This is a genomic window from Streptomyces botrytidirepellens (genome assembly GCF_003721215.1).
Classification (GTDB): domain Bacteria; phylum Actinomycetota; class Actinomycetes; order Streptomycetales; family Streptomycetaceae; genus Streptomyces; species Streptomyces himastatinicus.
Genome location: NZ_RIBZ01000220.1, coordinates 1 through 5,759 on the forward strand (window position 1 = coordinate 1; position 5,759 = coordinate 5,759).

At 70.9% G+C, this 5,759-nt stretch carries 5 protein-coding genes; 2 read left to right on the plus strand and 3 right to left on the minus strand.

Annotated features, from left to right (window positions below; translation table 11 throughout):
• Window positions 1–1,466: purple acid phosphatase family protein (locus tag EEJ42_RS16515; protein ID WP_148081979.1), on the plus strand; the 1,466-nt coding region annotated here is incomplete at its 5' end.
• Between the two features lie 28 nt (window positions 1,467–1,494).
• Here EEJ42_RS16515 and EEJ42_RS53850 read toward each other — a convergent pair.
• From EEJ42_RS53850 to EEJ42_RS16525, 3 genes are all read right to left on the minus strand, one after another.
• Window positions 1,495–1,617 (minus strand): hypothetical protein, encoded by a 123-nt coding sequence (locus EEJ42_RS53850; RefSeq protein ID WP_086015790.1) that lies wholly within the window; start codon window positions 1,615–1,617, stop codon window positions 1,495–1,497.
• Window positions 1,618–2,135: 518 nt separating this feature from the next.
• Window positions 2,136–3,767 (minus strand): L-glutamate gamma-semialdehyde dehydrogenase, encoded by a 1,632-nt coding sequence (pruA, locus tag EEJ42_RS16520; RefSeq protein ID WP_123100688.1) that lies wholly within the window; start codon window positions 3,765–3,767, stop codon window positions 2,136–2,138.
• Window positions 3,768–3,825: 58 nt separating this feature from the next.
• Entirely contained in the window at window positions 3,826–4,752 is a 927-nt protein-coding gene (locus EEJ42_RS16525; protein ID WP_123100689.1) for a proline dehydrogenase family protein, read from the minus strand.
• Between the two features lie 167 nt (window positions 4,753–4,919).
• Between EEJ42_RS16525 and EEJ42_RS16530 the strand changes: the two genes are divergently transcribed.
• Window positions 4,920–5,759: PucR family transcriptional regulator (locus EEJ42_RS16530; protein WP_246096799.1), on the plus strand; the 840-nt coding region annotated here is incomplete at its 3' end.

Here is a 5,759-nt window from a genome sequence, read left to right on the forward strand (position 1 = left end):
CGACGGCCGGGGCGGCCGCGGTGGCGCTGGGCGGCGCGGGCTGCGCCCCCGCCGTCAAGCCCGACCCGGCGCCCGCAGCGGCCCCCCGCACCAAGGCGCCGAACGTGAACGGCGCCCTGGTGGCCCCCTTCGGCCGCCACCTGGCTCTCGGTGCCGACCCGACGACGCAGATGCGGGTCTCCTGGCAGGTGCCGTTCGCGGTGAAGCGGCCGTATCTGCGGATCGGTCTTCGGCCGACGGATCTGTCCCGGAAGGTCGAGGCCGAGGTCCGCCATCTGCACACCCCCTCGCTCGGCGACAAGCTGCCCGCGGTCGACCAGTACTACCTGCACGCCGCGGTGGACGGGCTGCGCCCCGGCGTCACGTACTACTACGGAGTCGGCCACGAGGGCTACGACCCCGCCGATCCGCGCCACTTCTCCTCGCTGGGCACGTTCCGCACGGCGCCCGAGCGACCGGAGAAGTTCGTCTTCACCGCCTTCGGCGACCAGGGGGTGAGCTATGACGCGCTCGCCAACGACCAGTTGATCCTGGGTCAGGATCCGTCGTTCCATCTGCACGCCGGGGACATCTGCTACGCGGACACCACCGGCCACGGCAAGAAGTCCGACCTGTACGACGCCCGGGTCTGGGACTCCTTCCTCGCCCAGACCGACTCGGTCGCGGCGAGCGTGCCCTGGATGGTGACGACCGGGAACCACGACATGGAGGCGTGGTACTCCCCCGACGGCTACGGCGGGCAGCTGGCCCGCTGGTCCCTGCCGGACAACGGGCCCGACCCCCGCAAGGCGCCCGGCGTCTACTCCTTCACCTACGGCAACGTGGGCGTCGTCGCGCTGGACGCCAATGACGTCAGCTACGAGATCCCCGCCAACAAGGGCTACACGGGCGGCGATCAGACCCGCTGGCTGGACCGCCGCCTGGGAGAGCTGCGCAAGCGGTCCGGCATCGACTTCCTGGTGGTCTTCTTCCACCACTGCGCGTTCTCCACGACCAGCTCCCACGCCTCGGACGGCGGGGTGCGCGACGCCTGGGTGCCGATCTTCGAGAAGCACCGCGTGGACCTGGTCGTCAACGGCCACAACCACGTCTACGAGCGCACCGACGCCATCCGCGGCGGCAAGGTGGCCAAGAAGGTGCCGATCGGCGAGCACGTGGACCCCGCGCGGGACGGGATCGTGTACGTCACGGCGGGCGGCGCCGGGGCGGACCTGTACGAGTTCCCGGTGCCCGACAGCTACGAGGGGCACGTCAAGGACCTCGACGAGGTGGAGAGCTACCACTGGACGGAGGACGGCGAGAAGAACAAGGACACCGTGGAGTGGTCACGGGTCCGCTACACCGGCTTCTCGTTCCTCGCGGTGGAGGTCGATCCGGGGCCGGTCCCGCGCATGATGGTCACGGCGCTGGCGGAGTCCGGTGAGCGGGTGGACCGCTTCGACATCACCCCGCCCCGGGGGACGTGAGAAGCGGCCCGGAAGGCCGTCCCGCGGCTCAGTGACCGGTGGAGCCGCCGTTGTCGCGGCGGTCGAGCGCGCGCTGGAGCGCGGCGGCGGCGTTCCGCCGGTCGGTGTCGTCGTTCTTGCGGCGGACCCTGCGGATGGTCTGCTCGGCCATGGTTCACGTCTCCTCTGCTGAACCCCGGCGCGCGGCCGGGTGGAATCCCCGAGAAGGTGGCTGCCGTAAAGGGGGCGGGGGCCTGGGTGCGGCAGGGATCACCTGCGCGGTTGCACCGGGCCGCTTCCGCCGTCGCTCGATGGAGCGGGACGTTCGGCTTCCACAAAAGTAAGGGAGCAGAGCGTCAGTGTCTGCACAATTAGTCGGACGTCCTACTATCTGAGACGAGTCATGGCCGAGGCCGACCCCCGTCCGACCTCGACCATGGCTGGTTATCGACGTAAACTGCGGTAAATAACGCTGACTTGAATGCAAGACGCTAGCATTCGCGCACCTCGGGCGTCCACAGGTTTATGCCGTTTCACCCCCTCTTCACGCACGCCGCCCCCGACCGGCTCACAGCCAGGTCGGGGGCGGGGCCCGGGGGGCGCGGGTGCGCCGGGCGGGTCAGCCCATGTGCGGGTAGCGGTAGTCCGTCGGCGGGACCATCGTCTCCTTGATGGAGCGGGTGGNGCGGGTCAGCCCATGTGCGGGTAGCGGTAGTCCGTCGGCGGGACCATCGTCTCCTTGATGGAGCGGGTGGAGGTCCAGCGCATCAGGTTCTGCTTCGCGCCCGCCTTGTCGTTGGTGCCGGACGCGCGGCCGCCGCCGAAGGGCTGCTGGCCGACCACGGCACCGGTGGGCTTGTCGTTGATGTAGAAGTTGCCGGCCGCGAAGCGCAGCGCCTCGCAGGTGGCGGCGGCCGCGGCGCGGTCCTGGGCGATGACGCCGCCGGTCAGGCCGTAGGCCGACGCCGACTCCATCTGCTCCAGCATCGCGTCGTACTCGGCGTCCTCGTACACGAACACACCGATGATCGGGCCGAAGTACTCGTCCTTGAAGATCTCGTTCTCCGGGTCGGTGGAGACGAGGACGGTCGGGCGGACGAAGTAGCCCTCGCTGTCGTCGTACGTGCCGCCCGCGACGATCTCGATCGTCGGGTCGGACTTCGCCCGGTCGATCGCCGCCTTGTTCTTGGCGAAGGACCGCTCGTCGATGACCGCGCCCATGAAGTTGCCGAGGTCGGTGACCGGCCCCATGGCCAGCCCGTTGACCTCCGCGGCCAGCTCCTCCTTGAAGCCGCTCTCCCACAGGGAGCGCGGGATGTAGGCGCGCGAGGCGGCGGAACACTTCTGGCCCTGGAACTCGAAGGCGCCGCGGGTCACCGCGGTCTTCAGCACCGCCGGGTCGGCGGACGGGTGGGCGACGATGAAGTCCTTGCCGCCGGTCTCGCCGACCAGCCGCGGGTAGGTCTTGTAGTTCTCGATGTTGTTGCCGACCGTCTTCCACAGGTACTGGAAGGTCTTGGTCGAGCCGGTGAAGTGGATGCCCGCGAGGTCCGGGTGGGTCAGCGCCACCTCGGAGACGTCCTTGCCGTCGCCCGTGACCAGGTTGATCACGCCCTTGGGCAGCCCGGCCTCCTCCAGCAGCTGCATCAGCAGCACGGCGGCGTGGGTCTGGGTCGGGGAGGGCTTCCAGACGACCGTGTTGCCCATCAGGGCGGGGGCGGTGGGGAGGTTGCCCGCGATGGCCGTGAAGTTGAAGGGCGTGATCGCGTAGACGAAGCCCTCCAGCGGCCGGTGGTCGGTGCGGTTCCAGACACCCGGGGCGTTGGCGACCGGCTGCTCGGCCAGGATCTGGCGGGCGAAGTGGACGTTGAAGCGCCAGAAGTCGATCAGCTCACAGGGCGTGTCGATCTCGGCCTGCTGCGCGGTTTTCGACTGGCCCAGCATGGTGGAGGCGGCCATGGTCTCGCGCCACGGGCCGGACAGCAGGTCCGCGGCCTTGAGGATGACCGCGGCGCGGTCGTCGAAGCTGAGCGCGCGCCACGCGGGGGCGGCGGCCAGCGCCGCGTCGACCGCGTCCTGGGCGTCCTGCTTGGTGGCGTTCCCGTAGGTGCCGAGGCGGGCCGCGTGGTTGTGCGGCTGTACGACGTCGAAGCGCTCCCCGCCACCCAGGCGCTTCTCGCCGCCGATGGTCATCGGCAGGTCGATCGGGTTGTCGGCCAGCTCCTTGAGCTTGGCCTCCAGACGGGTGCGCTCGGCGCTGCCGGGGGCGTAGGTGTGCACCGGCTCGTTCACCGGCACGGGGACCTGGGTCACAGCGTCCATGATGGCCGTTGTCTCCTTTGTCGTGAGGGTCGTCGTGGTGGTCGTGAGCCGAGGGCTGTCAGCCGCGGCCGACGAGCGAGCGCAGGAAGAACGCGAGGTTCGCGGGGCGCTCGGCGAGCCGCCGCATGAAGTACCCATACCAGTCTGTCCCATACGGGACGTAAACCCGCATACGGTGACCTTCCGCGACCAGCCGTTCCTGCTCGGCCGGACGGATGCCGTACAGCATCTGGAACTCGTACTCGTCCTTTTTGCGGCCCAGGCGGTGCGCCAGGTCCTGGGCGATGGCGACCATGCGCGGATCGTGCGAGCCGATCATGGGGTAGCCCTCGCCCGACATCAGGATCTTCAGACAGCGCACGAAGGCCCGGTCCACCTCGCGCTTGTCCTGGTAGGCGACCGAGGCGGGCTCGTTGTACGCGCCCTTCACCAGCCGTACCCGCGAGCCTTCCCCGGCGAGCGCGCGGCAGTCGTCCTCGGTCCGGAAGAGATACGACTGGACGACCGCGCCGGTCTGCGGGAACCGGGTGCGCAGCTCGCCGAGGATCGCGAGGGTGGAGTCCACGGTGGTGTGGTCCTCCATGTCGAGGGTGACCGTCGTGCCGGCCTCCGCGGCGGCCTCGACGACCGGGGTCACATTGGCGAGCGCGAGGTCATGGCCGCCGGGCAGCGCCTGGCCGAAGGCGGAGAGTTTCACGGACATCTCCGCGCGGGCCCCGAGCCCCTCCCCGGCGAGCGCCTCGGTCAGCGCCAGATAGGCGTCCCGGCTGCGCAGCGCCTCGGACCGGTCGGTAACGTCCTCCCCCAGGTGGTCCAGGGTGACCTCCAGGCCGCGCGAGGTGAGCCCCCGCACCGCCGCCATGGATTCGGCCAGCCGCTCACCGGCGACGAATCGATCCACCATGGGGCGTGTGACCGGCGCGGCCGAGACGATCCGACGGATGGCAGCACTGCGCGAAGCGGCAAGCAGCACGGGTCCCAGCACAGGGCACCTCCACGATGACGGCCGGTGAACGGCTCCAACAACTCACCGTGAAACTTAAGGATCGCGCGGAATCGGGGCCATCGACAGCTGTCACGCATCCGTGTCCGGGATCTCAGACACCTGTATGAGAGGCTGAGGTCACCGTCTGGGAAGGAGGCCGGGGCGCCATGCGCGAGGACTATCAGCAGCTGGTGGACGAGATCACCGCGACGCTCGGCGCGCCCGCGACCCTGGAGAACCGCGACTTCGCGCTGATCGCCTTCGGGGCGCAGGACAGCGACGACGCGGAGGAACCGACGCTGGACCCGGTCCGTACCCGCTCCATCCTCCAGCGCCGCTCCACGGCGGCGGTGCGGGCCTGGTTCGAGGCGTTCGGGATCGCCCGGGCGCAGGCCCCGCTGCGGATCCCGCCGGACCCGGGGGCCGGGGTCTTCATGGGCCGCATCTGCCTGCCGGTGCGACACCGCGGCGTCGTCCACGGCTATGTCTGGCTGCTGGACGACGGCCACCTCTCCGACCTGGAGCTCGGTGGCCCCGCCGGGCCGCCTCCCGACCCGCGGCTGGTCCGGGCGATGGAGACCACGGCCCGGATCGGCGCCCTGCTGGCGGCCGAGGCGCGGGCGGGCGAGGAACTGGGCGAGCTGCTGCGCGAACTGCTCACCGGGCCGCCGGCCACCCGCGACGCGGCCTGTTCGGGCCTGCACACCGCGCTGCGCGGCGCGGCCGACGGGCCGCTGGCCCTGGTCGCGGTCCTGCCGTGGGTTCCGGACACGGGCGAGGACGAGGACCACCCGGGCCTCCCGCATCTGCCGGGCATCGCCGCGGCCTGCGTGATCCCCGACGAGACGGCGCTGGCCGCCCTCGTCCGGCTGCGCGCCCCCACCTCCCTGGCCCCCGCCCGGGCCACCGCCGAACAGCTCCTCCGCTCGCCCCGCACGGCCACCGCCGACAGCGCGCCGCCCGCCCATCCCCTCCACGCGCCCGGCGCCGCGGGGGCGGCCCGGGCC

What these genes read in the sequence shown, in the direction of transcription:
- EEJ42_RS53850 (WP_086015790.1), bottom strand. Translation starts at nt 1,617, where the DNA reads ATGGCCGAGCAGACCATCCGCAGGGTCCGCCGCAAGAACGACGACACC.
- pruA (WP_123100688.1), bottom strand. Translation starts at nt 3,767, where the DNA reads ATGGACGCTGTGACCCAGGTCCCCGTGCCGGTGAACGAGCCGGTGCAC.